Origin of the sequence: Chryseobacterium gallinarum, assembly GCF_001021975.1 — a bacterium.
In the GTDB taxonomy this organism is placed as follows: Bacteria; Bacteroidota; Bacteroidia; order Flavobacteriales; family Weeksellaceae; genus Chryseobacterium; species Chryseobacterium gallinarum.
In genome coordinates, this window is the sequence record NZ_CP009928.1 from 1,184,482 (window position 1) to 1,211,236 (window position 26,755).

General features: G+C 36.4%; 26 protein-coding genes and 1 tRNA gene. 8 read left to right on the plus strand and 19 right to left on the minus strand.

All coding sequences use genetic code 11. The features are described 5' to 3' along the window. Both OK18_RS05370 and OK18_RS05375 read left to right on the plus strand, forming a co-directional pair. Nucleotides 1-1,662, plus strand: a complete 1,662-nt coding sequence (locus tag OK18_RS05370; protein WP_053327355.1) for an ABC transporter ATP-binding protein — start codon at nt 1-3, stop codon at nt 1,660-1,662. Between the two features lie 99 nt (nt 1,663-1,761). Then, nucleotides 1,762-2,097: a DUF3276 family protein gene (locus OK18_RS05375; RefSeq protein ID WP_027375472.1), complete on the plus strand. Its 336-nt coding sequence runs from the start codon at nt 1,762-1,764 to the stop codon at nt 2,095-2,097. Between the two features lie 248 nt (nt 2,098-2,345). Here OK18_RS05375 and OK18_RS05380 read toward each other — a convergent pair. The 11 genes from OK18_RS05380 to OK18_RS05430 form a co-directional block, all read right to left on the minus strand. Then, nucleotides 2,346-2,421 (minus strand) — tRNA-His (locus tag OK18_RS05380). Between the two features lie 35 nt (nt 2,422-2,456). Further along, entirely contained in the window at nt 2,457-3,176 is a 720-nt protein-coding gene (gene bshB1 / locus OK18_RS05385) for a bacillithiol biosynthesis deacetylase BshB1 (RefSeq protein WP_050019567.1), read from the minus strand. Nucleotides 3,177-3,257: 81 nt separating this feature from the next. Continuing rightward, on the minus strand, nt 3,258-4,910 hold the full coding sequence (locus OK18_RS05390) for a tetratricopeptide repeat protein (protein ID WP_053327356.1): 1,653 nt from the start codon (nt 4,908-4,910) through the stop codon (nt 3,258-3,260). Nucleotides 4,911-5,000: 90 nt separating this feature from the next. Then, on the minus strand, nt 5,001-5,873 hold the full coding sequence (locus OK18_RS05395; RefSeq protein ID WP_053327357.1) for a PstS family phosphate ABC transporter substrate-binding protein: 873 nt from the start codon (nt 5,871-5,873) through the stop codon (nt 5,001-5,003). After that, nucleotides 5,863-6,060, minus strand: a complete 198-nt coding sequence (locus tag OK18_RS05400) for a DUF308 domain-containing protein (protein WP_174441948.1) — start codon at nt 6,058-6,060, stop codon at nt 5,863-5,865. The genes OK18_RS05395 and OK18_RS05400 overlap by 11 nt, the downstream gene beginning before the upstream one ends. Before the next feature lie 75 nt (nt 6,061-6,135). Continuing rightward, on the minus strand, nt 6,136-6,981 hold the full coding sequence (locus tag OK18_RS05405; protein ID WP_050019564.1) for an energy transducer TonB: 846 nt from the start codon (nt 6,979-6,981) through the stop codon (nt 6,136-6,138). A 29-nt stretch (nt 6,982-7,010) separates the two neighbouring features. Further along, nucleotides 7,011-7,577, minus strand: a complete 567-nt coding sequence (locus tag OK18_RS05410; RefSeq protein ID WP_050019563.1) for an ExbD/TolR family protein — start codon at nt 7,575-7,577, stop codon at nt 7,011-7,013. 11 nt (nt 7,578-7,588) lie between these two features. Beyond that, the gene (locus OK18_RS05415; RefSeq protein WP_050019562.1) at nt 7,589-8,197 is read right to left on the minus strand and encodes an ExbD/TolR family protein; all 609 of its coding nucleotides are present in this window, start codon (nt 8,195-8,197) and stop codon (nt 7,589-7,591) included. Nucleotides 8,198-8,258: 61 nt separating this feature from the next. Next, complete coding sequence (locus OK18_RS05420; protein WP_002976280.1) at nt 8,259-9,122, minus strand: MotA/TolQ/ExbB proton channel family protein; 864 nt, start codon at nt 9,120-9,122, stop codon at nt 8,259-8,261. A 240-nt stretch (nt 9,123-9,362) separates the two neighbouring features. Beyond that, entirely contained in the window at nt 9,363-12,176 is a 2,814-nt protein-coding gene (gene leuS / locus OK18_RS05425; RefSeq protein WP_053327358.1) for a leucine--tRNA ligase, read from the minus strand. Between the two features lie 182 nt (nt 12,177-12,358). Further along, nucleotides 12,359-12,832, minus strand: a complete 474-nt coding sequence (locus tag OK18_RS05430; protein WP_050019561.1) for a lipocalin-like domain-containing protein — start codon at nt 12,830-12,832, stop codon at nt 12,359-12,361. A gap of 194 nt (nt 12,833-13,026) precedes the next feature. On the opposite strand from OK18_RS05430, the gene OK18_RS05435 reads away from it, so the two are divergent. From OK18_RS05435 to OK18_RS05445, 3 genes are read left to right on the plus strand one after another with little or no spacing between them, the layout of a single operon-like run. After that, nucleotides 13,027-14,004 (plus strand): acyltransferase family protein, encoded by a 978-nt coding sequence (locus tag OK18_RS05435; protein WP_053327359.1) that lies wholly within the window; start codon nt 13,027-13,029, stop codon nt 14,002-14,004. Nucleotides 14,005-14,028: 24 nt separating this feature from the next. Further along, nucleotides 14,029-14,784 carry a glycosyltransferase family 2 protein gene (locus OK18_RS05440; RefSeq protein WP_053327360.1) on the plus strand — a complete coding sequence of 252 codons (756 nt, stop codon included), beginning with the start codon at nt 14,029-14,031 and terminating at the stop codon, nt 14,782-14,784. After that, nucleotides 14,784-15,410, plus strand: coding sequence for a hypothetical protein (locus OK18_RS05445; RefSeq protein ID WP_053327361.1), 627 nt, complete (start codon nt 14,784-14,786; stop codon nt 15,408-15,410). The genes OK18_RS05440 and OK18_RS05445 overlap by 1 nt, the downstream gene beginning before the upstream one ends. Here the strand turns inward: OK18_RS05445 and OK18_RS05450 are convergent. The 6 genes from OK18_RS05450 to OK18_RS21095 form a co-directional block, all read right to left on the minus strand. Further along, on the minus strand, nt 15,402-16,640 hold the full coding sequence (locus OK18_RS05450; protein ID WP_053327362.1) for a 3-deoxy-D-manno-octulosonic acid transferase: 1,239 nt from the start codon (nt 16,638-16,640) through the stop codon (nt 15,402-15,404). The genes OK18_RS05445 and OK18_RS05450 overlap by 9 nt on opposite strands. A gap of 5 nt (nt 16,641-16,645) precedes the next feature. Continuing rightward, nucleotides 16,646-16,990 (minus strand): cupin domain-containing protein, encoded by a 345-nt coding sequence (locus OK18_RS05455; RefSeq protein ID WP_050019557.1) that lies wholly within the window; start codon nt 16,988-16,990, stop codon nt 16,646-16,648. Beyond that, nucleotides 16,987-17,454 carry a DUF1648 domain-containing protein gene (locus tag OK18_RS05460; protein ID WP_050019556.1) on the minus strand — a complete coding sequence of 156 codons (468 nt, stop codon included), beginning with the start codon at nt 17,452-17,454 and terminating at the stop codon, nt 16,987-16,989. The genes OK18_RS05455 and OK18_RS05460 overlap by 4 nt, the downstream gene beginning before the upstream one ends. 21 nt (nt 17,455-17,475) lie before the next feature. Next, nucleotides 17,476-18,192, minus strand: coding sequence for a C40 family peptidase (locus tag OK18_RS05465; protein WP_053327363.1), 717 nt, complete (start codon nt 18,190-18,192; stop codon nt 17,476-17,478). Between the two features lie 89 nt (nt 18,193-18,281). Further along, the gene (locus OK18_RS05470; RefSeq protein WP_053327364.1) at nt 18,282-18,929 is read right to left on the minus strand and encodes an O-methyltransferase; all 648 of its coding nucleotides are present in this window, start codon (nt 18,927-18,929) and stop codon (nt 18,282-18,284) included. 127 nt (nt 18,930-19,056) lie between these two features. Beyond that, nucleotides 19,057-19,209 (minus strand): CCPGW family putative bacteriocin, encoded by a 153-nt coding sequence (locus tag OK18_RS21095; protein WP_167336352.1) that lies wholly within the window; start codon nt 19,207-19,209, stop codon nt 19,057-19,059. Between the two features lie 250 nt (nt 19,210-19,459). On the opposite strand from OK18_RS21095, the gene OK18_RS21100 reads away from it, so the two are divergent. Beyond that, entirely contained in the window at nt 19,460-19,615 is a 156-nt protein-coding gene (locus OK18_RS21100; protein WP_156173229.1) for a hypothetical protein, read from the plus strand. A gap of 54 nt (nt 19,616-19,669) precedes the next feature. Here the strand turns inward: OK18_RS21100 and OK18_RS05475 are convergent, their stop codons facing one another. Both OK18_RS05475 and OK18_RS05480 read right to left on the minus strand, forming a co-directional pair. Further along, nucleotides 19,670-22,165 (minus strand): M1 family metallopeptidase, encoded by a 2,496-nt coding sequence (locus tag OK18_RS05475; RefSeq protein ID WP_053327365.1) that lies wholly within the window; start codon nt 22,163-22,165, stop codon nt 19,670-19,672. Between the two features lie 211 nt (nt 22,166-22,376). Further along, the gene (locus OK18_RS05480; RefSeq protein WP_002976267.1) at nt 22,377-23,210 is read right to left on the minus strand and encodes an OmpA family protein; all 834 of its coding nucleotides are present in this window, start codon (nt 23,208-23,210) and stop codon (nt 22,377-22,379) included. 87 nt (nt 23,211-23,297) lie between these two features. Between OK18_RS05480 and tilS the strand changes: the two genes are divergently transcribed. Beyond that, nucleotides 23,298-24,644, plus strand: a complete 1,347-nt coding sequence (tilS, locus tag OK18_RS05485; RefSeq protein ID WP_053327366.1) for a tRNA lysidine(34) synthetase TilS — start codon at nt 23,298-23,300, stop codon at nt 24,642-24,644. After that, nucleotides 24,634-26,703 carry a protein-disulfide reductase DsbD family protein gene (locus OK18_RS05490; protein ID WP_053329296.1) on the plus strand — a complete coding sequence of 690 codons (2,070 nt, stop codon included), beginning with the start codon at nt 24,634-24,636 and terminating at the stop codon, nt 26,701-26,703. The genes tilS and OK18_RS05490 overlap by 11 nt, the downstream gene beginning before the upstream one ends. Nucleotides 26,704-26,755 lie beyond the last annotated feature (52 nt).

The window sequence follows — 26,755 nt, forward strand, 5'->3', positions numbered from 1 at the left end:
ATGAAAGCGCTAAAAACCTTAAACCCTTATTTTTGGAAGCACAAAATACTATTGTTTTGGGGGGTATTATTCATCATTGCCAGTAATTTTTTCAATATTTATAAAGTTCAGTTTGTAGGAAAATCAGTAGATGAACTTACAAAAAATGAAAACCTTGGCTTTAATCAACAGGTTCTCACCTATGTCGGAATTATTGTGGGTTGTTCGCTTTTAACCGGATTCTTCACTTTTATGATGAGGCAGACGATTATTGTAGCCTCCAGAAGAATTGAATACGAACTTAAAAATAAAATCTACAGGCATTATCAGGATTTATCATTAACGGATTATAAGCAGACTACCATCGGAGACCTGATGAACAGGCTAAGCGAAGATGTCGTTGCCGTAAGAATGTATCTGGGACCGGGCGTTATGTATGTAGCCAACCTTATTGTTCTCGTTCTGATTACAGCTATTTATATGGTAAAGACGGATGCTTCCATGACGCTATGGACTTTGCTTCCGCTTCCGATTTTATCTTACGCAATTTATAAGGTAAGCTCTATCATCAATAAAAAGTCGAAAATTATGCAGAAAAGCCAATCTGCAATATCCACTTTTGTTCAGGACAGCTTTTCAGGAATCCGTGTGGTAAAATTTTTCGCGAGAGAAAAGTATATTGAAAAAAATTATGGTATTAAGGTTACGGATTATCAGGATAAGGCTTTAGATCTTGCTAAAACAGAAGCCTATTTTTTTACCATTATTTTATTTGTAATCGGGTTGTTAAATGTTGCTATCATTTGGATTGGAGGTGAAAAATATATTGCCGGGGAGTTGAGTATCGGTAAGATTGCAGATTTCTTTATGTATATCAATACCTTGATTTTCCCATTCTCAATGGTAGGCTGGGTAACCTCTGTGAATCAACGGGCAGAGGCATCAATGCAAAGGATTAATGAATTCATGGATAAAAAGTCTGAAATCGTGAATACCAATTTCGAGACTTATCCTATCAAAGGAGATATTGAGTTCAGAAATGTTTCTTATGTGTATCCTAATACGGGGATCAGGGCACTGGATAATTTAAGCTTTTCAGTTAAGGCAGGAGAATCATTAGCTATTATGGGAAAGACCGGAAGCGGAAAATCCACAATTGCTCTGCTTTTATGCAGATTAATAGATCCTACCGAAGGAGAGATATTGATTGACGGTAAAAACCTGAAAGAGCACAATCTGGATAATTACAGGAATTTTATTGGATATATCCCACAGGAAAGCTACCTGTTTTCTGATTCTATTGAAAATAATATAGGTTTTGCCATTGATAAGCCTTCCCACGAAAAAGTGGTAGAATATGCTCAAATTGCAGATGTCCATAAAAACATTATTGAATTCAAAGAGCAATATAAAACACTGGTGGGTGAACGCGGAGTAATGCTTTCGGGAGGACAAAAGCAAAGAATTTGTATTGCCAGAGCCCTGATTAAAGACCCCAATATCATTATTTTTGATGATTCTTTGTCTGCTCTCGATACGGAAACAGAACAAAATATCCTGGAAAATATTGACCGGAAAATCAGCAATGCTACATCCATAATTATCACACACAGAGAGTCTAGCGCTCAAAAAGCACACAAAATTATCAACCTCACAGAAATTACCAATTCTGTAACCGCTTAGCCGTTTCGTTTCCAATTGTTAAATAAATCATAAAAAAAATTTTGTGATTAAAAGAATTCTTTTATATTTGTTCTTAACAAGATTAAAAAATATCTAACAATGAGTGAATACAAGGAACGCCATGAAAATGAGATTTTCACGAAGGTGTTAAAAGCAGGAAGAAGAACTTATTTCTTTGATGTGCGCGAGACGAAAGCAGGAGATTATTATCTTACAATTACCGAAAGTAAGAAGAATTTCGGAGAGAATGGGGAAGCCACATTCGAGAAGCATAAAATTTACCTTTACAAGGAGGATTTTAAAAGTTTCCAGGAGATGTTTAATGAGTCCACAGATTTCATCATTAATGAAAAGGGTGAGGATGTAATTTCAGAAAAACATGACAAAGACTTCAAGAGCAGATCTTTTACCATTGATTCTGACGACGAAGTTTAAAAAAAAGAATATCTAAAAACACAAGCATCTGAAAAAGGTGCTTTTTTTATGCAACGTCAGGTACAAAAATATTTGCATGGGATTTCATCTAATTACCTTTGCTCCTGATCCCCGTTTTTCGTTTCCGAAGGGAAGAGTATGAACGGATATTGAAAAAATATTGTAATGAAAACAATAAAAGCCGGATCTACTTTTATCTAAAATAAGAACAAAATAAAAAAGTACACTTTCAAAAAGTGTACTCTCTTGGGTGAATGATGGGTCTCGAACCCACGACCTTCGGAACCACAATCCGACGCTCTAACCAACTGAGCTACAATCACCGTTTTCTGAGTGCAAATATAGGACAATTTCCTCAACTACCAAACAATTCCGTCAAAATTTTTCAAAGAAATTAACTTTTCAGATGTAAAGCCCTCAGCATAAGTTACTCCCGATAATCGCCCCAAATCCTGGGCGCGGTAAGTTAAACTCTCATAAAAATCTTTTGTGGTAATAGGAGTTTCAGGTTCCTTTGAGTTTGGATCATAAAATTGAGTTTTGTAGGCCATACAGGCTGCCAGTTTTTTATCCAGATATTCTGAAATGTCTATCACAAATTCTGGTTTGATATCTTTCCATTGGATATAATGAAAAACATGTTTTGGCCTCCAGGCTTCCTGGTTTTCTCCCTCATCTACTGTTTCAATTTTTCTCAGCCCGGATAAAAAGCACGCATCCGATACTAATTTTGCGCCTTTTGCATGATCCGGATGTCTATCATCAATTGCATTGGCTAAGACGATTTCAGGCCGGTATTTGCGAATCATTTTTACGATCCTCATCTGATATTCTTCAGAATTCACCAAAAAGCCATCCTTCATTCCCAGGTTCTCCCTCGCAGAAAGTCCCAGGATTTTGGCTGCATCTGCTGCCTCAGCTTTTCTTGTTTCATCAGTTCCTCTGGTTCCCAGCTCTCCCCTTGTAAGATCTACCACCACACATTTTTTACCTTCTGAAACCAATTTGGCAATGGTTCCTCCACATCCCAGCTCTACATCATCAGGGTGTGCTCCAAAAGCTAATATATCTGTTTTCATAGTACCAAAGATAACTTTAAAATAAAAACTTCCCAAACATTAAGAATGGGAAGTTTTAATATTTATAATTTACATTTTAAATTATTTATTGATCGCTGCATTTAGTTTTATAGCATCTTCATAAGTAGGGTCAAGCTGTAATGATTTCGCAACGTATTCTTTAGCTTTAGCTAAGTCAGAATCCTTACTCATATAAGCTACAGCAAAGTAAGCATAAGCAAGGGTTTGCTTGTTAGCTTCCTGATCTGCAGGTTTTACAGTACTGATGAATTTCTCATATGCAATTTTAGCAGCATCATTATTTCCTGCCTGCTGGTAAGAATACCCCTGGCTATAATAAGCAGGTGCCCAATCAGGAAGAAGAGCAGACATTTTTTGCCATGTAAGAATTGCTCCATTCCAGTTTTTTGCATCCTGGTAAGCTGTTGCCAGTTTAAACAATGCGTCAGAATCCTGGCTGTTAGCCGCAACCTGTTTTTTAAGCGCTTCAATAGTAGGGTTAGTAGGTCCTTTATCAGCATCTGACTGAGAAACACCTCCACCCCCTGCGATATTAGCAAGCTCTAAATCCCATTTCATTGTTTCATCTTTCGCAGCTTTTGCAATAGCTACTTTTTGCTGTGCTTCATTTGTCAAAGCTGTTTTCTTGGCAGCATCTGTTTCTGTCTTTGCCAGTCCTGCTGCGATAAGCCCTTGTAAACCTTGATCAGCAGGCTGTACTCTTGTTTTTTCAGCCTGTGCAACAAAAGTATCCATATTCTGTTTTGCTTCTGCATAATTTTTATCTGCATAAGCCTGATATGCTCTCAATTTAAACTTGATAGGATCTTCAATTTTATCAAAAATCTTATCCAATACCGCCTTCGAGTTTACATAATCTTCATTAGTAAAGTATAATTTTGCAATTTCTAATTGAGTATACGGATCTTCGTCAGCATATTTCGTATAGTTGATAAGATCCTGAGTCGCTTTTGCATTCTGCTGATATCTGATATCATAAGAAGCCAAAGCTTTGTAAGCAGGTGCATAGGTAGGATCTACCCCAATTGCCTTATCAATATTTTGCTTGGCTTGTTGCCATTGTTGTGCAGCCATCCACAAAGTTGCCATTCTTGTATAAACGGAAGCTTTGTTCTTAGCTGAAGGTAATGCTTTGTCATAAGCAGACATAGCCTCTCCCGGCATTCTCTTCAGTCTGTAAGCATCTCCTAAAGTATAATAATAGTGGGCAGGAACTCCTTTTTTCTCAGCTTTTTCAATAGCTTTAGTTAAAAATTGAATGGCAAGATCAGGAGAACTGTTTTTCTCAAATAAAGTTAAGGCTTCAGCAGCTCTGAACAATACTTCAGCATCTTTTTCTCTGGAATCTGTTACTACTTTCTGAATTTCAGCGATAGCACTCTTGTCGCCTTTACCTAATTTCACAGCAGCTAAACCAATTTTGTTAAGATAGCTTTTACCGTCAGCAGCTAAGCCCTTATTAAAGTTTTCAGTAGCTTTAGCATAGTCCGGCTCTCCTTGTCTTAAGAAAGTATTTCCTAAATAGAAGTAGTTATCAGCAGTAGGTTCTTTAGCAATCATGTCTGCAAAATTGGTTTTCGCCTGAGCAAACTTATCGCTGTCTATACTGTTAATACCATCCTGCAAAGTTTGTGCAGAGGTAAAAGCGGAAAAAAATACTACGGCTGCTCCAAAAGCAATCTTCTTTACATTCATATTCATTATATCTTTCATTTTATATTTTCTAATAATTGAGTTATATCCTCCACAATTTTCAGACCAAAACACTATTTTCTTGTGGGGTAAATTTGAGTTTAATATTTTTTAACGCATTTGCACCTCTCTCTTATATAGGTTATAAGGTTGCAGCCCTTCTTTTTGAACAATTTTTTGCCCTAAATGGGTACATGAGAATCTGATAAACCCGTTGGCAATATTAAAATTACCTTCATTAATAAGGAAATAAAGAACTCTTGTGAAGGGATATTTCATTGTACGAAGTCCCTCAAAATCTGCTGTATATGATATCCCTTTATCTACTACCGGAAGGACTTTCACCATTTCCCTCAGTTTTTCTGAAGTTTTATCGTAGGGCCTGCTAAATGTATTAAGCCCGATAACTCCTATTTTATCCGGATATTTTCCCAATTCTTCTATGATCTTCTGATTACCGGGAATAATGGAAAATTTCAGGTCTTTTGGTTGCTTTTTCAGCTTTTCAGCGACAAAATTCAGATTACTGGAATTGGTTCCGTCAAAAATAAATTCTTTTTTATCTGATATAAGCCCCGCATTGATTTCATCTATAGAAATACTTTCTTTAGGAGAATCCTTAGGTACTACAAATACTACAGCATCAGCTGCAAATTTTGCCGGAAGAAACTTCAGGTCAGTTCTTTCATTATAGGTTTTGATTTCCTCAGGGGTAAGGTTTCTAGACATTACAACCACCTTTGCCTTTCCGTTCAGTAAATCAAGAAATCCCAGATCTTCTTTCCTGGTAGCCACTTTTATACGGGTTTCCGGATAGTTGATCATATAACCGTCAGCTAATGCTTCTGTAACGCTTTGAAAAGATTCGTCAGTAAAAATTGTAAGATCACCTTTATTATAAGAGGGAGATTTCTCTTCCTTTTTGCAGCCTGTGAGTATGATACTCAGTATAAAAACGACTGCAATCTTAAAACTATTTTTCATTTCTCGATTTTTTGATTCTTGAAATTGCCCTGTAGATTCTGAATACTCCATAAATAACCAATACAGCTCCTAATGCGTAGGCAACAGCAGGCTCGAGGATGGTAAAAAAGAATTTATAGACAATAACTACAATTCCTAAAACGATATAAAACAATCCCGTAACGAGGGATAACCAATTGAACATCATGTAACAAAAATACCAAAAAAAATAAAAAGAGAAGCATATGCTTCTCTTTTTATTTATATTTTGAATAAATAAGTCTTATTCAAAGTTCATTGTGAACGGTACGCTATAGTAAGATCTAACGCTCTCCCCGTTTCTTTTCGCAGGAGTCCATTTTTTAAGTTTCTTCACTACACGCACTGCTTCATTGTTGAAGTCGCTATTTGGAGATTTCTCCTCAATAGTAACCCCGGAAACAGTTCCGTCTTTTTCTACAACGAACTTAAGCTTAGCTTTAAGGGTACCTTCGCCTCCTTCCATTAGAGAAGTATCAAAGTTATCTCCTAAGAATTTTCTTAATGCCCCCATACCTCCAGGATATTCTGCAGACTGGTCTACATCTTTATAGATTTCATTAGGATTATTGCTTGGCTTTACTTCCACAGTAGATGCCTTGGTACCAGTAGATGGTGGTGGCGGCGGTGGTGTATAAGCCGGAGCTTTTACCCCCTCCTGATTCTGTAAACCAGTTGTAGTTTCCAACTGCTTAGAAATCGGTGGTGGCGGAGTTTCAATTTTCGGAGCTTTTACAGGCTCAGGAACTACGTTCTGAATCACCTCAATTTTCTCCTCTTCTTTTGGTGGTGGAGGTGGTGGAGGTGGTTCTTCTTCTTTAGGCTGCTCGATAATCGGTTCTTCTTCGATAATATCTACAAGATCTGCCTTTACTTCCTGCTTAGGCGGCGCTGTAAGATTTTTGATCGTAAGATAGATGAACGGAGACAAAGCTGCCAAAAGGAATAAAGCTGTTCCGATAATAAATGACTTTGTTAAAAGTCTCGGATACTGATGTCTAAGATCATAGGCACCATATTCCTTGTTTCTATTTTCAAATACAATCTCGTCTAAAGTAAGATTCTGACCGTATACATTTTCATCTGCCATAGATTAGATATAACAATTTTATGGTTAAATTACTTTGTAGCAGCCGGCGCAGCAGCACCACCCACTTTCTTTTCATAAACAGCTTTCTCCCAAGGCTTCACATCGGTAACACCGTATTGTTCACTCTTAGTAATTGCCATTTCGTCAAGAATATCAACAAAGTTCTTATATACAGCATCGTCAGTTGGCTTAATGATCACGGTAAATTTCGCTTGATCTGCAGCTCTAGATTTTGCCTGCTGAATTACTTTTCTAATTCCTTCTCTATCAAGAGTAGTTTCCATAAGAGTCTGGTCATTCAAAGATGTGGCATCTTGCTGGTGCCAGAAAACTCTGTTGTCTTTTCCTAATAAGATAGAAATAGAGTTAGAAAGTTTAATTTCTGTTGGAGGAGGTTTCGGCTGGTCCTTTTTAGGTTTAGCCGGAAGACCTAGGTCCATAACATTCGGTTTACTGAATGTAGTTGTGAACATAAAGAAGGTAATCAATAGAAAACCCAAGTCCACCATCGGAGTCATATCGACTCTCGTACTTTGCTTCTTGGAACGGACCTTGCCGCCCTTGCCGCCTTTTTCTTGTACTTGTACTTCTGCCATTTCTATCGATATTATTCGTTAGGTTTACCTTCTTGTGATGTAATCAACCAGAATTTAAGAAAATCAATATCTCTTAAACCTTCAAATAAACTTTTAACTTTAGGGTATTGAGTGGTAACGTCACCTTTAATGGCCAACTTGTAGTCAGGGTTAACGCTCAAACTTTCTTTTACCCAGTCAATTAACTGTTTATTTGTACTGTCCATAGGAATACCTGTAGGACTCTTATAATTTTTCTGCTCATCTTCAGACATATCCAAATACCCCTTAAGCTGGTTCATTGGAACTCCAATTGCCTGAACTTTCTGAAATGCAGCCTTTTGATTGTTATCAAAAGTAATACCATACTTTTGTCCCATTTTATCCAAAAGAGCAACTCTTTCTGATGCATTTTCTACTGGCTGGAAATAGAATTTTCCGTCCGGAGTAGCATTGATAGTCATTAAACTAGCATCAGGAAGCAATTTTTCCGAAATTGAAGATGGCGGTTTGATCTGCTCCACGTCAGGTTTTTTAAACTGAGTGGTCAAGATAAAGAACGTAAGGAGTAGGAACGCAACGTCACACATTGCAGTCATGTCCGTAATTACTCCATGTCTTTTTGGTTTGACTCTCGCCATTATTATAAAATATTTTTAATTAAACTTCTTTTAATTGCTAATGCAAATTTCCTGCTAATTCTTAGTTGAATTCAGCGAAAGATTGTTGGATACTCATAGAGATCTCATCGATCTTATAAGTTAATCCGTCAATTTTAGAAGTAAAGAAGTTATAAAGGATAATAGCGATTGCTGAAGTACCAATACCTAAAGCCGTGTTGATCAAGGCTTCAGAGATACCTGTAGATAGAGCAGCTGCATCCGGAGTACCACCTCCTGAACCTAATGCGAAGAACGCTTTGATCATCCCGATTACCGTTCCAAGTAGTGCTACTAACGTTGCAACTGTACCTAAAGTAGAAAGGATCATCATGTTTTTCTCAAGCATTGGCATCTCAAGAGTTGTAGCTTCTTCGATAGCTTTGTTAAGAGCTACCATTTTCTGCTCCTTATTTAGTGTAGTATCGTGAGCAAGTGCTTTATAAGTAGTAAGACCTTCTTTTACTACGTTACCTACAGAACCTTGCTGTCTGTCGCACTCTTCGATAGCTTCGTCAATTTTGTTTTGGTTTAGTAAGCTTCTTACCTGTACAACGAAGTTGTCTAAGTTTCCTTTTCCAGCAGCTTTACCAAGAACGAAATATCTTTCAAAAGAGAAAACGATTACTGTAATCATAAAAGTAATCAAGATTGGTACGATTACTCCTCCTTTGTAGATAATCCCTAAAAACGATTCTGGGTGAATGTCTTTTCCTTCAACACTTGAAAAGGCTACAGATCCACTTCCAAGTTTATCTGCATCTTTAAAGTTTCCTGGGCTACCAAGAACGAATAAATAAATACATACTCCTATAGCAAATAGAATAGGAATAATAACAGCTGGATTTAAACCTCCTGCCTTTCTAGCAACTACTTGCTCATCATTTTTTGAAACATTCATTTCCATATTTAACTAAATTATATTGTTTTAAAATTTTACAGGGTGTAAATTAAAGGCAAAATTAATTAAAATGCAAGAGTCTTAATTAAACATTTTGCTTTTTTTTGATAAAGAAATTTTAATTCGATTTCGATCTAATAATTATTTTAAAATATTTTATGTATTTTTCCCAAATTTAACATTTGACTTAAAAAATTAAAAAAATTAGACCTTCATTTTTTTTAATTTGCCAATGTTAATTTTTTTTTAAATTACGATATTCACAATACGGTGAGGGACTACAATGATTTTTTTAGGGGTTTTTCCCTCCAAAATCTGTTGCATTTTCTCGCTTGAAATCACCAAATCTTCTACCTCCTTAGCAGAAAATTGAGCTGAAAGGGAAATTTTGAACTTCATTTTACCATTTACGCTTACCGGATATTCAATTTCGTCCTCAACCAGATAATCCTCATTCAATACCGGGAATTGTTCAAATTCTATCGATTCGTTATGCCCTAATAAATTCCAAAGTTCTTCACAAATGTGAGGAGCATATGGAGAGATGATAACGGCTAACGGCTCTAAAATATTGCGCTTGTTACATTTTAATTTCTGAAGCTCATTCACAGCGATCATAAATGATGATACCGAAGTATTGAATGAAAAGTTTTCAATATCATAAACGACCTTCTTTATTAGGGTATGCAATACTTTATATTCTGCTTTTGTAGGTTCTTCTTCAGAAATTTCAAATACATCTCCGTTGAAGTACAGGTTCCAGAATTTTTTAAGGAAACCATATACTCCGCTAAGTCCCTGTGTATTCCAGGGCTTGGATTGTTCCAATGGTCCTAAGAACATTTCGTATAGCCTCAATCCGTCTGCCCCGTATTCTTCACAGATATCATCAGGATTTACCACATTGTATTTGGACTTGGACATTTTTTCTACTTCACGGTCTGTGATGTATTTTCCATCTTCCAGAATAAATTCTGCATCTGCATAGTCTGGTCTCCAGGCTTTAAAGGCTTCAGTATCCAACTCATCAGAAGTTCCTTTTAATAAGGATACATCCACATGAATCTGCTGGGTCTGATATTCACCGGCTAAATTTTTAGATACATATTGATTAGTCCCGTCAATTCTGTAAACAAATGCGCTCATCCCTAAAATCATCCCCTGGTTGATCAGTTTCTGGAAGGGCTCATCGTGACTGATATATCCTCTGTCTTTTAAGAACATATTCCAGAAACGGGAATATAGCAGGTGACCGGTGGCATGCTCGCTACCTCCTATATAGAGATCTACCTGTCCCCAATAATCTGCCAGCTCTTTTTTAACGAAAGCTTCTTCATCGTTCGGGTCCATATATCTAAGGAAATACCATGAGCTTCCTGCCCACCCCGGCATGGTAGATAATTCCAGCGGGAAAACAGTTTTATCATCTATTAAGCCGGTATCTACAACCTTTTGATTTACCTCATGCCAGGCAAATGTTTTAGCATTTCCCAGTGGCGGATCACCATCTTCTGTTGGTAAATATTTTTCAACTTCAGGAAGTTCCAGCGGCAAAGCAGAAACCGGCAACGTGTACGGCATTCCTTCCTTATAATATATAGGAACCGGTTCTCCCCAATAACGTTGTCTTGAGAAAATCGCATCACGCTGTCTGTAGTTGGTAGTTCCGTGGCCTATTCCTTTATTTTCAATTTCGGAAATTATTTTTGCCTTGGCATCATTATAATTCAACCCGTTCAGGAAATCAGAGTTTACACAAACGGAATCTTTAGAATCAAAAGATTTTTCCTGCACGTCTTCTTCCGTTTCTACGACTTTTTTAATGTCAAGGTTAAATTTCTTTGCAAAACGGTGGTCACGCTCATCATGGGCAGGGACAGCCATTACCGCTCCTGTTCCATATCCCATCAATACATAATCTGAGATATAAACCGGCATTTTTTCTCCGCTGAACGGATTGATTGCATAGCTTCCTGTGAAAGCTCCGCTCACGTTTTTCACATCAGCCATCCGGTCTCTTTCCGTTTTCTTTGAAGTTTCTTCTATATAAGCGTCTACTTCTGTTTTCTGAGCATCTGTAGTAATGGTATCCACTAAAGGATTTTCCGGTGCCAATACCATAAAGGTTGCTCCAAAGATCGTGTCAGGTCTTGTGGTAAAAACCTCAACGGTTTCGTCATGTCCATCTACCTGGAACTGAACCTGCGCACCCTGGGATTTTCCGATCCAGTATTCCTGGGAGTCCTTCAACGGCTGTGGCCAGTCTAATGTAGAAAGTCCCTGCAATAATCTTTCGGAATAGGCAGAGATTCTCATGCTCCACTGCATCATTTTCTTCTGAAATACCGGAAACCCTCCTCTTTCAGATTTTCCGTCTTTTACTTCATCGTTTGCCAAAACCGTTCCTAGGGCAGGACACCAGTTTACAGTAGTTTCTGCTCTGTAAGCAAGACGATAGTTTAATAAGATATCTTCTTTATCAAGATCCGAAGCATTTTTCCATTCTTCTGCAGTGAAATTCAGCTCATCGTTCTGGTTGGCATTTAATCCTTCTGTTCCTTTTTCTTCAAAATGTCTGATCAGGGTATCAATCGCTTCTGCCTTATCGGTATTTTTATTATACCAGGAATGATACAACTGGATAAAGATCCATTGTGTCCATTTGTAATACGAAGCATCTGAAGTTCTTACTTCCCTGCTCCAGTCGAACGAAAATCCGATTTTCCTTAATTGTTCTTCGTATCGGTTAATATTTTGTTCTGTAGTAATGGCAGGATGCTGTCCGGTCTGGATGGCATACTGCTCAGCAGGAAGTCCGAAGCTGTCATATCCTACCGGATGGAGGACATTAAACCCCTGATGTCTTTTATACCTTGCATAAATGTCCGACGCAATATATCCCAGTGGGTGACCTACGTGAAGCCCTGCTCCGGATGGGTACGGAAACATATCGAGTACATAAAATTTAGGTTTATCTGTGTTGTTGGAGGTTTTATAGGTTTGATTATCCTCCCAATACTTCTGCCACTTTTTTTCTATCTGCTGATGATCGTAAAACACTTTATATATAGATTGTTATATGTTAGACTTTTAATATTGTTCTCTCTTTTAAAACAAGGTTCACAAAAATAATGATTTTAAAAGAAATGGAAATTTTAATTTATGATGAATTCTTATTTACTATTTAATAAAAAAATCTCATCCGGGGATGAGACTAATTTTTATATCCTGAAGTATACTGATTACTGAGGAATTCTCTTGAAAGTATACGTCCTTGTTTTGAATACAGTCGGATCCTGGGTCTCTTCTCTTACTGCCAGGTTGAGGGTTGTAGCATCCAGGGTAATCACTTTTGCATTTACCGGTTCTACGATACCCTGATATTTCATTTGTACAGACTTTCCGCCTTTATCATAAATATAGGTAAAGTTTTTATCAGGTAAAGGATTACATTGTCCGGCAACGGTTCCCTCTTCAACCTCAGATTTTTTCCCGGAAGCATCTGCATTGAACCTCCATCTGGATTGTTTCTGGCATTCCGTATAGGTAATCAGGTCGGAAACGGGATCTTCACCTGTTTCCACTGTAGTAACAACTTCTTTCAACGGTTGCCAGACTCCTACAAGAGGGGCTTCCATGACATCATCATTACTACTGGTACATCCGGTAGCCACAAATAATGATAAACCTGCAAATAGTAATGTTAATTTCTTCATAGATCAATTTTTTCAAGGGCTAAAATTATAATTTTTTTGATTTATAACACTATTTTTTGTGAAAAATTATTCCATCAACCTTTATTTATATATTTTTTAAAATACCCGGGGAGCATTTTGCTCCTATTTAACAAATATGAACAGGATAAAAACCCTCTGTTTTATTAAAAAAGTTATTTTTGTAGAAAAAACAAATGCAGGATATAACGAAAAACAATTTTGACTTCATCCGTGTTCTCCTTGCTTTCATTGTCTTTGTAGGACATTTGGGAGCATTAAGCCAAGCAGACCAGCTCCATTTTCTAACTTATAGCCCTGTGGAAGTCGCCGTTTTCTCGTTTTTTATCGTCAGCGGTTTTCTTATTGCCAGAAGCTATGAGCGATCTTCAAGTTTAAAAAGCTATGCAAAAAAGAGATTTAACCGGATTGTTCCTGCTTATTTACTGGTTGTGTTTCTCTGCACCACACTCTTGAGTTTGGTAAGCACTTTATCTTTCTCTGAATATTTCAGCAATACACAGGTTTACAAATACTGGTTCTGGAATTCCCTTTTCCTGAATTTTAAAGCACCGTGGCTGCCTGGAGTGTTCGGTAATCAGGCTGTAAATGGTGCATTATGGACCCTCAAAATAGAAATGTGCTTTTATATTGCGGTTCCATTCATGTTCTTATTATTCGGAAAGAAAAACAAATACAGAAATACCAGTCTTATTGTATTGTATTTTCTATCCTTATTATTCCTTAATTATTTTGAAATGACCGGCAGGACTGCCATCTCAAGGCAATTACCCGGATCATTATGTTATTTTATCGGGGGAATGCTTCTGTATTTTAATTTTGATAAATTTATTCAACATAAGCATGGTCTTTTTATAATTGCCATACTGACGGTGTGGATTGATCTTATTCTTAAAATAAAGCTATTTTCTCCGATGATGATCAGTATTATCGTTTTATATATTGCTTATTCATTCAGGTTTCTCAATAACTTTGGAAAATACGGTGACTTTACGTATGGAATTTATATTTTCCATTTCCCTATAATCCGTATATTCCAGACATTAGGATTTTTTGAGGATTACAATCCGTATGTAATGAGCTTTATATGTATGTTTACGGTAATCGGGGTGGGAATTGCTTCCTGGCATTTTTATGAAAAAAGATTTTTATAATTTTGAATATATTTTAGAACGCAAATGAAAGACCTCGTCTCCATCATCACTCCGTGTTATAATTCTGCAGAATTTATTGAGGAAACTATACATTCTGTCCTGAACCAGACCTATGAAAACTGGGAATGGCTGATTACCGATGACCTCTCCAAGGACAATACGGTTGAGATCATCAGAAGGTATAATGACCCAAGAATAAAGCTCCATGTACTGAAGCAAAACGGAGGCGCCGGGAATGCAAGAAACAAAAGCCTGGAAAGGGCTCAGGGAAGATATATTGCCTTCCTTGATTCTGACGACTACTGGTATCCGGAATACCTTGAAACCATGACAGCCTATATGCAGGAACATCATGCAGAACTTGTGTATTGCAATTATTCAAGGTGCAATGAGCAACTGCAGCCTGTTTTGAAGGATTTCCTGGCTGATAAAGTGGTTACGTTTTCTAATCTTTTGAAGACCTGCCGGCTGGCACCTGTATCTACCATGTATGATACGAAACGGGTAGGAAAATTTTTATTTCCGGTAAAAAGCAAACGTGAGGATCATGTGATGTGGCTCAATTTATTAAAAGCAATTCCCGAGGGTATGCCTATAAACAAAACAATGGCAAAATACAGAATGCGTGAAAACAGTGTCTCCAGAAAGAAAAAAAATATCATCAGAGATCAATACCTGGTTTATAAAGATTTCATGGGGTTTTCTACTCTAAAATCGCTGTATTATACTGCGAATTGGGCAATGAACGGATTCCTTAAATATTCTAAAATTTTCAATTAATGGAGTATTCAAAAGAATTTAAAGCTGCATTAAGTGCCTTTTCAGATGCAGAAAAAGACAAACTTATTTTCAGACTTCTTAAAAAGGATAAATTATTGTCAAAAAAGCTGTATTTCGAACTTATCGATCCGGAAACTACCGATGATAAGCGGAATACAATGGAGGAAAATGTAGAGGAAAAAGTACATCTGGCTTCGAAATATATCGGAAATGCCAAATACTTCCTCAGCGTTATCCGAAAAATCAGTGCAGAGATTACCGAACATATCAAAATAACAACGGATAAATTCGGGGAAGTTTCTCTTAATCTTTTGCTGATCAGTAAAATTCTGGAGTACAATGCAGACCTCAGCAGACAAAGGTTTGACAATGTTTACAAATTATACATTTATATCATCAACAAGGTTTTCAGATCCCTGATTTTAATTAAGAAGCTGGATGAAGACTACTGGATGGAATTTGATGAATATCTGAGAAATATCCGGGAGAAAATACTCCAGAATCATTATATGCAGAAACTCTGCATCAATAACGGGCTGAATTTCAATTGGCTGGAAAGTGAAAGAATTCCCGACAATATTGATGTCATTATGAAGGAAATCAAAAGCCAGGGATTTTTACGATAAAATCTTTTGAAGAATCATTTCCGTAGAATCCGGCTTTTCATCTACAAAAGTTTGTGCATTCTGAGACATCCGCTCCAGTTCTTCTTTATTTTCTTCATTGGTAAGAAATAAAACAAATTCAGCTGCAGTATGCTCTTCCTGAAAAGCTTTTCCACCCTCCGCAGCAATAAGGCCGTCTGCTTCCGGATTTTTTTTATAATGGTTGCCAAATACCACAGGAACTCCAAATGTGGCAGCCTCCAGAATATTATGCAGCCCGGCATCATGGAAACCTCCTCCTACTACCGCTACATCGGCATATGAGTAGAGCTTTGAGAGTAAACCTATACTATCGATAATCAAAACCTGAGCGTTGTAAGCTGATGGCTGGCTATTTCCTGTTTCGCTATACAATAATGCATCCGGAAAAATATTTTTTAAATGTTCTACCCTCTTCAGATCATGAGGTGCTATAATCATTTTGATGGCCCGATTTTTTCTGAAGATCATTTCTGCCATTTTTTCTTCTGCCTGCCATGAGCTGCCGAATACAACCGATTTATGATTACCAATAAAATCTGAAATAAAGTCAACGTGATTATTGCGTGCTCTGAGCTGTTTCACTCTATCAAATCTTGTGTCTCCTGTTACGGAGGACTGCAGAAGGCCTACACTTTTAGCAAGAGCCATCGAGAAGTGGGTTTGATGGAAGAACCAGTCTACATTTCTTTTCAGCTGTTTAACAAACCATTTTCCATATGAAGTGAAGAAAGACTGTCTTTCGTAGAATAAGGCAGAAATTACGTACACAGGCACATTCCGGCTTTTAAGTCCGGCAAGAAGGTTATACCAGTAATCATATTTCACCGTAAAAAATAGTTTAACGTTAAGCTGCTCCGTAAACCCGTTTATAATATTTTTTTTATCAAAAGGCAAATAGCAGATCTCATCGGCAATGTGTTTCTTTTTAATAACATTTTCGTAGCCTGATGGGGAGAAAAATGTGATCAGAATCTTATGATCCGGAAGTTTCTCTTTCAGTTTTTCCAATACAGGAAGCCCTTGTTCGTATTCCCCTAAACTGGCGGCATGCATCCATATGACCTTATCGGATTTTGAGAAAGTTCTTTTTACCTTATGTAAAGATTCTTTTCTGCCCTCAACTCCTTTTTTAGTTTTGGCATTAAACAGGGAAAAGGCTTTCATTCCGAAAATGAGAAGACTGATAAATATGTTATAGAGAAAAGCCATTTTGATTATTTTTCGATTACAAACCTGTCCTGATGGGTAGAAGGGCTTGATATTACTAAGAATTCTATTTCTTCCGTTGTTTCGTTAGAGATAAAATGTGTTATCCCTGGTCCAATGGAAATGGATTCACCTTGACGGACTATATATTTTTCTTCATTGACATACAATACGGCCTCTCCTTTCAGAATATAAAAAAACTGTGTGGCTGTTTTGTGGTAATGCAATTTTTCTGAAGTTCCTCCGGGCATTATCTCCTGTTTAACTGACAGGTCCTGTGAGTCTTTCAGTATCCAGCTGTCACACTTATCTCCCCAGGTATAGTGTTCCGAATTATTTTTAGAATGTATCATTTAAAGAAATGGGTGATCAAAAGAATGGCTGGTACAAATCCAATAGCACATAAAATAACTGTCAGCATAGAAATTCTGGGCTTTGCATTTTCATCAAAAGCATATCTGAACATATAATCCTGATTGTTCAAAAAAAGTATCATAATCAGTGTGAATAAAGTCCTTAACACAACTTTCATAATCAGATATTGGGCATTTTCATTCTGGGCCGTAATTTCCACTGGAAAATTAGCTTCTTCAGGGTGTCTGGTGATATACGCAAATAAAGCGAACATCAATATCGCAAAAACCGGCATTAAAAAAGAATAAGCTTTGTTGCCAAACCTGTCCGCTTTACCATCCATATCGAAATGAACAGGTATTCTCTGAGGTAAATTGTTATAGTGTTTAAAAGTGAGCCACCATAAAAAAATAACCAGTCCAAAATTAAAAACATCAAAAATTATGAATAAAACATTTTCCATTTCAGAAGGTATTCAGATGAATTATAAAACGCTTTTAATGACTCTCAGTTTATGGGTATGCTTATTCATTTCCTTATTGAATATTCCCGTAGAATCAAGAATATCAATACGCACTTTTCCTGAAGCATGAATAATTTTCTGGTTTTCCAGCATAATTCCCACATGGATAATTCTTCCTTCCTCGTTTTCAAAGAAAGCCAGGTCTCCGGGTTGTGTTTCTTCAACAAAAGTAAGGGGCTCCCCTACTTCGGCCTGCTGATAAGTGTCTCTGGGAAGTTTAACATTATGAATTTTATAGACCAATTGGGTAAATCCAGAACAGTCTACCGCAAAAAAGCTTTTCCCTCCCCATAAGTAAGGTACGTTCAGGAATTCTCTTGCCGTAAGCGCAATACTTTCACGTATATCATGGCTCCTTCTTGATGCCACAACAGGAAATTCTACTTCAGATCCCATTGATAATAAGGTCTTCCCGTCATTCATCAATACAGATGCAAAATCTTCTGTTACAACTGTTACTTTCCTTCCGGCAAGTTCTTCATCTGTTACCGGCCTGATCTGTTTGGTATCCATCCATCCTTCATAGCCATCATAGTGCATTTTTATTTTTGTCCAGTTTTTACTGACTTCTAAAATATCTGCACTTTCCCCAAACAATATTTCTGTAACAATTTCAGCCTTGTCAGAATTTTCTGCGCGCACCGGTGCTACTGTAACAGTACAAATTCCTTTATTCATTTTATTCTTTTAGAAATTAGGAAAATTAAGAGATTTAGATTTAGGAATTACATTATCGCTTTATTCCTAAATCTCTTAATCTTTTATTATTACTTCCTTCGAAGGAAGTTTACTCCATCACGCAAAGGTAAAATAAGATTTTCAAAATCTTCATCTTTTGCAGCCAAATCATTCAATTCCTGAATAGATTGGGTAGACTTCAGCCTGGGGTTTTCTTCCAATACTTTTCCGTACCACAAAACATTATCAAACAAAATCACAGATCCGGATTGTGTTCTTGGTTTAATCAACCTGAAATAGTCTGCGTAATTTTCTTTATCAGCATCTACAAAAATGAGATCAAAAACTTCATCGGTTTCTTTTAAAAATTCTTTGGCATCCTGAAGTTTAAAATCAATCTGGCCGGCATACTCGCTGGATTCAAAATATTTTTTTGGCAGATAGGCCAGATCTTCATTCACATCCAGGGTGGTAATTTTCCCGTCCTTTGCAAGTCCTGCTGCCAGACACAAAGTGGCATACCCTGTAAATGTTCCTATTTCCAAAACGTTTTTGGGCTGCATCATCTGGGAAATGATTGTCAGTAACCTCCCTTGCTGATATCCTGAGATCATATGGGGCTGCGTCGTTTTTTGATAAGTTTCCCTTCTTAGCTTTTTCAGGATTTCGGATTCCGTGGATGCGTGTGCTTCCAAATATCGATCCATTTCAGGATTCTTTTCTTCAAAAAAACTCATACCATTCTTAATTTAAACAAATTTAAGGATTTTAAAACTTTTGAATCACTCCTCTAATAACAAGATATAAAAAAGAGGGAATTAATCCCTCTCTTTCCTAGATCTATACTTTGAAACAAAAAAATCATTATATAGCTATACAATAGCGCCCTTTTGAAGGACATGCCCATCCCGGACAGCAATCACTGCTTCTTTGACAGATTATTTGTGGATTACATTCCGTAGCGGCTCCCTGTACATTTTTCATTTCTCCTCTTGAGAGTTTTTTTGAATTTTTCATAATTATTTGATTTAGCATTATCTCCTACTCTTTAAGATTTTCGGATTACTCTTATTATTCTCGATTAAGAGACTTAAATATACACATTTCTAAAATACAAACAATTGATTTTCAAAGCAAAATACATTAACAAAATCAGGACCGGGAAAACACCTATTAAAAAAACCGGGAAAATACGGATGTTTTTATGAAATATTACTCCTATCTTTGTGACATAGAAAACGGGTAAAAACACTAAGAGAAACAAAAAATGATGGCAGAAGAAAAACAAACTAACCATGGGAATCAAAAAATCGTCTTGCAAAAAAGTAAAACGAAAACTTCTGCTCAAAAAACCAAAGCTGGAATATCCAATTCACTTTTGAAAAGAATTATTTCATTATTGAAAAAAGAAGAATTAATCTGATTAAAAAAAAATCCCGAATTACTTCGGGATTTGTTTTTAGAATACCTCAAAAAGCTATTTATATTTCGTCATTATTTGTTTCAATACCGCAATCTGTTTACTAATGTTCCCCTGATTTTGTGGCTTGTTATTTAAAAGTTCATTCTTTTTATTTAATCCTGCTTCCAATGCAGTATAAATTTCCTTTTTAATTTCAGCATCTTTTGTCAGTTCATTTTTTTCCTGATTTAAAACATTGGCAATTCCCTTTGTTGCAGCTAAATCATCAGACTCCATAATTCTGTTGAATCCTTCTTCTGCAAATTTTCCCAATACCGGATTACGTAGTTTTACCAATGGATAAAGAGCCACAATGGAGACAGTATATTGCATTTGAGAATCTATTTTGTTCTCAATAACAATGGGAAGCATTTTAACAACCATATCCCTAGAGGCTTGTGAAAGATCTATTTTATTAGCCAGAGCTTTGGCTTTTGAAGGATCTGTAGCCATGATAGCAAGAAATGAATTAGCTTTTACCGAGTTGGACACCGCATCTATTCCTTTTTCGAATAGTGGCAGGTATTTTTTATTTTTGGTCTTAGACAGAGCAGAAATGGCCGCTGCCTGCACTAACGTTTTTGAATCCTCAGCAGCTATCTTTTCAACATCCGCAATCAGATATTTATTTTGCTTCGCGTCTGTAAGATCCAATAATTCCAAGGCCTTAATTCTGATTCTAAAGAAAGGATCTTTCAAAGCTGCGGATAACAATTTAACAGATGCTGGATTATTCAAATCCTCCTTAATACCTACCAATGCTTTATAACGGCTTAAAAACTCTTTGGAATGAGTAAACTGAATCAGATTTTGTTCAGCCGTTTTTGTATCTGTAATTTCAGAAAGCAATACTCCATCAGCGTTAATATTAATCAAATCAGGCTTTATGGAAACATTAAAATTAAGCCTATTTTTTGCCTGAGCCTTTACCCATACATTATACCGTACCGGCTTTCCATTATCATAAACGTCTATTGCCAAAGGAAATTCAAAAGGTTTTTCCTGTGATTGGTCAATCATCACTTCTACTTGTTTTTTAACAGGTTCAAAAGTATATGAATATTGTAATTTAGGATTTCCACTTCCATAATACCATTGATTAAAGAACCAATTCAGATCTTTTCCGGATATTTTTTCAAATGATAATCTTAATTGCTGAACCTCTGCATTTTTATACTCATAGGTTTTTAGAAAATCACTTATCCCGGCAAAAAAGGCATCATCTCCCAAATAGTTTCTCAGCATATGAAGAATTCCGCCTCCTTTTTCATAGGATACTACATCAAAAGTATCTTCAGGAGAATCATAACTAAATCTCACAAGATCTTTTTTAAAGTTCGAAGGACTATTAATATATTTATTGACATTAGATAATAAATGATAATCTGCCTGGTCTTTCCCATATTTATATTCATTCCAGAGATATTGGGAATAATTTGCAAATGACTCGTTCAGGGTAAGATTACTCCAGCTCTCTGCAGTTACCAGATCCCCGAACCAATGATGGAACAACTCATGAGCAATATATTCTTCCCATTTATTTTCATCAATTAATTGTCCTGGCTTCTGCATTACCCCCATATTATGAATAGTAGCAGTCGTATTTTCCATAGCTACACTTGGATAGTCTCTTCCGGTAATCTGTGAATATTTGGGCCAGGGATAATCATAATTTAGCTTCTTAGAGAAAAATTCCATCATTTCAGGGGTATTTCCGTAGATCTGTCTGGCATAAGGCTCATATTCCTTTTCTATATAATAATCTATCGGAACATTCCTCCATTTATCCTTTACTACACTATATTCTCCTACCCCCATAAAGAAAAGATATACTGCATGCCTTTTCTCCATTACCCAATGATCCGTTCTCATATTACCAGGTTCTTTTTGAGACTCTTTTAAAATACCATTAGAAAGGGTAATATATTTGTCTGGAACGGTCATATAAATTTCCTGGGTAGTTTTTTGATTAGGCTTATCTATCGTTGGAAACCATACTGATGAGAATTCAGATTCACCATCTGTCCAGATCTGAATAGGCTTATCAGGATCTTTACCATCTGCGTTAATGAAATAAAGTCCTTTTGCCGGACTTCCCTGCTCTTCTACTACATTAGGTCGGGAAGTATATTTGATATAAACCGTATAATCCTGGTTTTGGCGATATGTTCTATCAAGATTGATACTAAGAATATTGTCACTGTAGTGGTACTTTAATAGAATACGGCTTCCTTCCCTATCCATTGCTACCTCATGAATCAACATACCTTTCGCATCCAGTATCAATGAATCTGATGGATAAAAATAGGGAGATGCTGTGAGCCACTCTTCTCCGTTCATCCGTTCCTTCTGATAGTCAAAATTAACTTTCAGTTTCGTATGCTTCAGTTCAGTACTTTTTGTATGAGTAGCTTTATATATTTTTTCTCTCCCGGAAGTCTCAGTTTGTGCAAAAGCCTTTCCAGATAAAGAGAAAACTAATAAACTTACCGATAGAATAATTTTTTTCATATAACTATTATTTATTTTTAAATGCAAATACAGGATAGGCGGTGGTACTCTTCTTTTTCAACAATACTTCATTGACTCTCAAAAGACTATATCGATTTTATTTTCAATAAGTTGAATAATTTATTGAAAAGTTACATCTAAAAATAGCACAATTCATTACATAAAAAAAGATCCCGAAAATCGGGATCTTCTGTACTGTATTATTCAGTAATTATTTTTTAGGAGCAATATCCATCAGTTTCATAAATTCATCCAGCTTAGGCATAATGATGATTTCCGTTCTTCTGTTTTCCGCTCTTCCGGATACACTCATATTAGTTGCTTTCGGATTATATTCTGAACGCCCTCCTGCAGTAATCCTCGCAGGGTCTACTCCAAATTGGGTCTGAAGCACCTTAGCTACCGAAGTTCCTCTTAATGCAGAAAGATCCCAGTTGTCTCTTGGAAGATTTGGGGAATTCAAAGGAGCATTATCTGTGTTACCTTCAATCAATACTGAGTATTTATCATAGTCATTGATCACTTTGGCTACTTTACCCAGTACCTCCTGAGCGGCAGGTAGAATATTATAATCTCCTGTTTTGTATAACATTTTATCAGAAAGGGAGATCATTACTACTCCTTTCAATACTTTCACCTGTACATCTTCATCAGATACATTATCTAAAGATCTCTTCAGCTTGTTAGACAATGCGAGGTTCAGACTATCGTTTTTAGCATTGCTTGAAATCAGCTGTTTGATATATGAATTGGAAGCGTTGATTTCTCCCACCAGTTTATCAATGTTAGCAGAACTTTTTCCTGTATTGGATAAACATGCATCCAGGGATGATTTTAAAGCATCATGCTGACTTTTCAGTAAATTATTTTCACCGGTCAATGCAGAATTCTGAGATTTCAAATCCTGAATTTCTCTTTGTCTTTCCCCGATATTTTCAATACACTGCTTATAGTTTGTGCTCAAAGCATCATATTGCTTCTTACTGACACAAGATGTCATTCCCAGCGCCATTGCAGAAACTGCTAAAATTTTTAAAATCTTCATAAGTAATCATTTTTAGACTACTCAAAGTTATGGAAATTCAATTGAATTATATGGGTTATCTTTGCATAAAAGAAATTCTCAACATATATGTTGAAAAAATTAAGCTTTAGAAATCAATTAGAAAATCTCATTCACCAGCCTGAGAAACAAACATACCTTTTAGCGGTGAGCGGAGGGGCAGACTCTATGGTTTTAGCCTCATTATTTCAGGGTTTAAGAATTGACAGCCAGGGTACGGAATATGATTTTCAGATAGCTCATATCAATTATAAACTCCGGGATAAAGATTCTGACCTGGACCAGAAAGTAGCTCAGGATTTTTGTGAGAAAAATCATATAAAATTTCACCTGTATGAAGTTTCCGGAAAAGATCAGAAGCCGAAAAATTCTATCCAGTTATGGGCAAGGGAGCTCCGTTATCGTTTTTTTAAAGAAATTCAGCAAAAGGAAAAACTGAAATATCTCGTTACTGCCCATCATCTTAATGACCAGTTGGAAACATTTCTTATTAATCTTTCAAAGGCTTCGGGAATTAAAGGATTAAGCGGTATTCCTTCCCGTGATCATCATATTCTTCGCCCGCTTTTAAATTTCTCTAAGGAAGAAATCTATCAGTTTGCCGGAGAGCACGGGATTGAATTCAGGGAAGATCTTTCCAATAAAAAAAATGATTACTTAAGAAACAAGATCAGAAACGAAATTGTTCCGAAATTATTGGAAACCAATGATCACTTCCTTGATAACTTTAAAAAAAGCTCCTCTTACCTGAATCAGACCAAAGATTTTGTTCAAAAGCAGATTCAGTATATTGAAAATAACCTCACCGTATTTAACCAAAGCCATAAAATTCTATCAAAAGAAAAACTGGATCAGGAAAGCGATTTTGTGAAGTTTGAGATTCTGAAAAAATACGGATTTAATCAGGAAGAAGAAATCCCTAAAATTTTTAAGGCAGAAAACAACAGTTCTTTTTTTTCCAAAGAATACCGATTGATTGTTAACCGGAATGAATTGATATTGGTTGACAGGACACAGAATCAGGAAACTCAAACAGAAATTCTTCTAATGGATCATTTTGATTTTTCAGAACATCAGATCAATATGAATATCGGTACTATAGAAAATATTGAAGAAATCAATAAAAGTTTTGAATGGTATTTTGATGCTAAAAAACTTCACTTTCCACTGTATTTAAGAAAACAGCAGGATGGAGATGAATTTTATCCGTCTGGTTTTTCGGGGAAAAAGAAAGTTTCTAAGTTTTTTAGGGACGAAAAATTATCTATTTTAGCGAAGCAAAAAATTTGGATACTGACTGACAGCCACAATTCCGTACTTGGAGTATTGCCTCTCAGACAAGATAAAAGATATGCAAGGAATGAGAAAACAAAATGGAGTCTCAAAATTTTTAATGAAACAAAAAATGAAATTTAGAAATTGGTTTTTATTAATTCTACTCTTTTTAGCAACAGGAATTAATGCACAGATAAAAAACCCTGTTAAGTTTAAGTTCACCATTAACGATCTGGGGAATAACCAGTATGAAGCAGTTTTAAATGCCACCATGGAGAGTGGATGGCATATTTACTCTAAGGATCTTCCTGAAGACACAGGGATTCCCACCGAGTATAAAGTTTCAGGAAAAAATATTGAGCTGATCGGAAAATTTACTGAAGTAGGTAAAAAGCATGAAGAATTTTCGGAGGCTTTCGGAGGAACTATCGTTTACTATTCCAATACAGCGGGCTTCAAACAGAAATTCAAATTAAAAGACCCGGCAAAACCGGCTGACGTTACTTCTGAGATTACTTATCAGACTTGTGATGACAGGGTTTGTCTTGCTCCCAATACGTTAGAATTCAATCAAAAGGTTACTCCAAAAGGAGCTACTGAAGAGGTTGCTCCTGAAGAGACCGAAGTTGCTGTAAAAGATTCAGCGAAAATAGTTGAAACCATTACAGAAAATCCGGCAAAACAGGAAGTTACAGTGGCTCAAACTTCAACACTGGATCCTAAACAGCTTAAAATTGAAACGATTGATTTCAAAAATCCATTAACGGATTGCGGAACAGCGTCAACAAAAGTGGATGAAAATTACTGGACTTATCTATTTCTGGGCTTCATCGGAGGTTTGATTGCTTTGCTGACACCTTGCGTTTTTCCTATGATCCCGTTAACGGTTTCCTTCTTTACAAAAGGAAATAAAAATAAAGCCAAAGGAAAGAGAGATGCCCTTATCTATGGCTTTTTTATCCTGCTTATCTTTGTACTGTTAAGTATTCCTTTCCATGTTATTGATGGGATTGCAGGAAACATCTTCAATGAGATTTCCACAAGTGTGTGGCTGAATATTGCCTTCTTTATCATATTCATTTTCTTTGCCGGAAGTTTCTTCGGGTATTATGATATTACTTTACCAAGCTCAATTGCCAATAAATCTTCTAAAGCTGAAGAAGCGGGCGGTATTATCGGTATTTTCTTCATGGCATTGACACTGGTAATCGTTTCATTCTCCTGTACAGGGCCTATCCTGGGAAGCTTATTAGGAAGTGCCGTTACCGGATCTTCAAATGTGCCTATGCTATTGACATTTGCCCTGGCAGGATTCGGGTTGGCATGGGCTATTGTTTTTGGATTACTGGCATTATTCCCACAGGCATTACAAAGCCTTCCGAAATCCGGAGGATGGATGAATACTGTGAAAGTAGTTCTGGGCTTTGTAGAACTGGCACTGGCATTAAAATTCTTATCGAAAGCGGATCTGGTATCGAAAACCTTCTTCCTGAAAAGGGAACTTTTCATCGCGATCTGGATCATTATTGCTTTAGGATTGGCTTTATATTTATTTGGATTAATCAGATTCCCTCACGACGACAAAAAACCTAAAATTTCTATTACAAGAAAAATCCTTGGAGTTTTAGGATTTGGTTTTGTCATTTATCTGGTTCAGGGATTAATTCCTTCCGACCGTCCTAAGCTTCAATTGCTGAGTGGAATTCTTCCTCCGTTAAATGTGAGCTACTTCCATGACGAAAAGGATGGTATTTTAGGAATGCACCCGGAACATGATTTCTTTAAAGCCATTGAAATTGCCAAAAAAGAAAATAAACCAATCCTTATTGACTTTACCGGATACGGTTGTGAAAACTGCCGGAAAATGGAAGAATTTGTATGGAGTGAGGCAGATATCTTACCTATCCTTCAAAATGATGTGGTTTTAGCTTCTCTATATGTAGATGACAAAGAAGAGCTTCCTGAGGATCAAAAAACTAAAATTGACCTTGGAGACGGACAGATTAAAAAAGTAAAAACAATAGGAGACAGATGGAGCTTATTCCAGCAGGTTAATTTTAATAATAATTCACAACCTCACTATGTTTTGATCACTCCTGACGGCAAAGTAATCAATACTCCTGTTTCAGGATATATGCCGAAAGAAGACTTTAAGAAGTTTTTGGAGTGTGGAGTCAATTATTTCAAGAAAAACAAATAGTTTTTGTTTTAAAATATTACAAGATATTACAGGCCTTATCAACGCATTGATA

Coding starts and splice junctions, on each gene's coding strand:
- OK18_RS05390 (WP_053327356.1), bottom strand. CDS start 4,910: ATGAAAGATATAATGAATATGAATGTAAAGAAGATTGCTTTTGGAGCA.
- OK18_RS05490 (WP_053329296.1), top strand. CDS start 24,634: ATGAAATTTAGAAATTGGTTTTTATTAATTCTACTCTTTTTAGCAACA.
- OK18_RS05475 (WP_053327365.1), bottom strand. CDS start 22,165: ATGAAAAAAATTATTCTATCGGTAAGTTTATTAGTTTTCTCTTTATCT.
- OK18_RS05450 (WP_053327362.1), bottom strand. CDS start 16,640: ATGGCTTTTCTCTATAACATATTTATCAGTCTTCTCATTTTCGGAATG.
- OK18_RS05480 (WP_002976267.1), bottom strand. CDS start 23,210: ATGAAGATTTTAAAAATTTTAGCAGTTTCTGCAATGGCGCTGGGAATG.
- OK18_RS05435 (WP_053327359.1), top strand. CDS start 13,027: ATGCAGGATATAACGAAAAACAATTTTGACTTCATCCGTGTTCTCCTT.
- OK18_RS05455 (WP_050019557.1), bottom strand. CDS start 16,990: ATGATACATTCTAAAAATAATTCGGAACACTATACCTGGGGAGATAAG.
- OK18_RS21095 (WP_167336352.1), bottom strand. CDS start 19,209: ATGAAAAATTCAAAAAAACTCTCAAGAGGAGAAATGAAAAATGTACAG.
- OK18_RS21100 (WP_156173229.1), top strand. CDS start 19,460: ATGATGGCAGAAGAAAAACAAACTAACCATGGGAATCAAAAAATCGTC.
- OK18_RS05420 (WP_002976280.1), bottom strand. CDS start 9,122: ATGGAAATGAATGTTTCAAAAAATGATGAGCAAGTAGTTGCTAGAAAG.
- tilS (WP_053327366.1), top strand. CDS start 23,298: ATGTTGAAAAAATTAAGCTTTAGAAATCAATTAGAAAATCTCATTCAC.
- OK18_RS05410 (WP_050019563.1), bottom strand. CDS start 7,577: ATGGCAGAAGTACAAGTACAAGAAAAAGGCGGCAAGGGCGGCAAGGTC.
- bshB1 (WP_050019567.1), bottom strand. CDS start 3,176: ATGAAAACAGATATATTAGCTTTTGGAGCACACCCTGATGATGTAGAG.
- OK18_RS05405 (WP_050019564.1), bottom strand. CDS start 6,981: ATGGCAGATGAAAATGTATACGGTCAGAATCTTACTTTAGACGAGATT.
- OK18_RS05465 (WP_053327363.1), bottom strand. CDS start 18,192: ATGAATAAAGGAATTTGTACTGTTACAGTAGCACCGGTGCGCGCAGAA.
- OK18_RS05400 (WP_174441948.1), bottom strand. CDS start 6,060: ATGATGTTCAATTGGTTATCCCTCGTTACGGGATTGTTTTATATCGTT.
- OK18_RS05460 (WP_050019556.1), bottom strand. CDS start 17,454: ATGGAAAATGTTTTATTCATAATTTTTGATGTTTTTAATTTTGGACTG.
- OK18_RS05415 (WP_050019562.1), bottom strand. CDS start 8,197: ATGGCGAGAGTCAAACCAAAAAGACATGGAGTAATTACGGACATGACT.
- OK18_RS05375 (WP_027375472.1), top strand. CDS start 1,762: ATGAGTGAATACAAGGAACGCCATGAAAATGAGATTTTCACGAAGGTG.
- OK18_RS05370 (WP_053327355.1), top strand. CDS start 1: ATGAAAGCGCTAAAAACCTTAAACCCTTATTTTTGGAAGCACAAAATA.
- OK18_RS05395 (WP_053327357.1), bottom strand. CDS start 5,873: ATGAAAAATAGTTTTAAGATTGCAGTCGTTTTTATACTGAGTATCATA.
- OK18_RS05445 (WP_053327361.1), top strand. CDS start 14,784: ATGGAGTATTCAAAAGAATTTAAAGCTGCATTAAGTGCCTTTTCAGAT.
- OK18_RS05470 (WP_053327364.1), bottom strand. CDS start 18,929: ATGAGTTTTTTTGAAGAAAAGAATCCTGAAATGGATCGATATTTGGAA.
- OK18_RS05430 (WP_050019561.1), bottom strand. CDS start 12,832: ATGAAGAAATTAACATTACTATTTGCAGGTTTATCATTATTTGTGGCT.
- OK18_RS05440 (WP_053327360.1), top strand. CDS start 14,029: ATGAAAGACCTCGTCTCCATCATCACTCCGTGTTATAATTCTGCAGAA.